The sequence below is a fragment of the Sulfolobus sp. B1 genome (assembly GCF_007050195.1).
GTDB lineage: Archaea > Thermoproteota > Thermoprotei_A > Sulfolobales > Sulfolobaceae > Saccharolobus.
Genome location: NZ_QIMI01000309.1, coordinates 1 through 813 on the forward strand (window position 1 = coordinate 1; position 813 = coordinate 813).

Here is an 813-nt window from a genome sequence, read left to right on the forward strand (position 1 = left end):
GCACATGAGTATTATCTTCATTCAGAGCTATTAAAAGATAATTGGGAAGTAAAGGAGGCTTGTTTTAAGAGGTAACAAAGCCTTCCTTAAGGTCTCCCTTCTGAAGGGTTATCATGAGCTTAAAGCTAAAGATGGTGTTGTTGAATATGAGTGAGGTTCTAGTTGGTAAGGATGATAAAAAATACGTTAGGATACCAACTCGTCTAGATGACGCTTACCATCTCAAGAGTTTAGCTGAGGGACTGCAAAAGAGGTGGGAGGAAAACGAAAAGATAACTAACAAGGTTAAACATTTTCACAGAAGGGCTAAGGAAAATACTCTGCCAGAAAAGTGAGTTGTTGATACGGCTAAGTCGCTAAGCCATCTTCTTAGAGGATTTGATTAGAAGAGTGAAAAAGCTAGCAATAAGTTTTAGGGATAGGCTTTATCTGATGCAATATCGTCGTATTCAGTATTGGATTGAATAGGAGGCTGAGAAGTATGGTCTTAAAGTTGCTTATGTTGACCCTAGTTTCTCCTCTATAAATTGTCCTAAGTGTGGGAAAGGCTGGAAGAGGTTAGTTATAGGTACTATCGTTGTGCAAAGTGTGGTTATGAGAACGGTCGTGATGTCATTGCTATCATGAACTTATATGGTTCTCTGAGCCTCTCAACTGTTTTTCAAGTGAGAATCGATAAGGGGATCTAAGGGGAGGAACTCAAATATTTTTAAGCCTGTTATTATCTTGTGGTAAAAGCTGAAGATGGATATTACCGTTTGGGTTTATAAACTTTGTATCTCCATATTATCTTGTGGTAGAAGCTGAAGAGAT

1 protein-coding gene and 1 pseudogene are annotated in these 813 nt (G+C 38.3%); both read left to right on the plus strand.

Features of this window, described 5'->3' with window-relative positions:
* Window positions 1–146: 146 nt before the first annotated feature.
* Window positions 147–335: a hypothetical protein gene (locus tag DMP16_RS10370; RefSeq protein ID WP_143577233.1), complete on the plus strand. Its 189-nt coding sequence runs from the start codon at window positions 147–149 to the stop codon at window positions 333–335.
* Window positions 336–512: 177 nt separating this feature from the next.
* Window positions 513–627 (plus strand): annotated as a pseudogene (locus DMP16_RS11490) (hypothetical protein); the annotation flags it as partial.
* Window positions 628–813: the final 186 nt, after the last annotated feature.

What these genes read in the sequence shown, in the direction of transcription:
- DMP16_RS10370 (WP_143577233.1), top strand. Translation starts at nt 147, where the DNA reads ATGAGTGAGGTTCTAGTTGGTAAGGATGATAAAAAATACGTTAGGATA.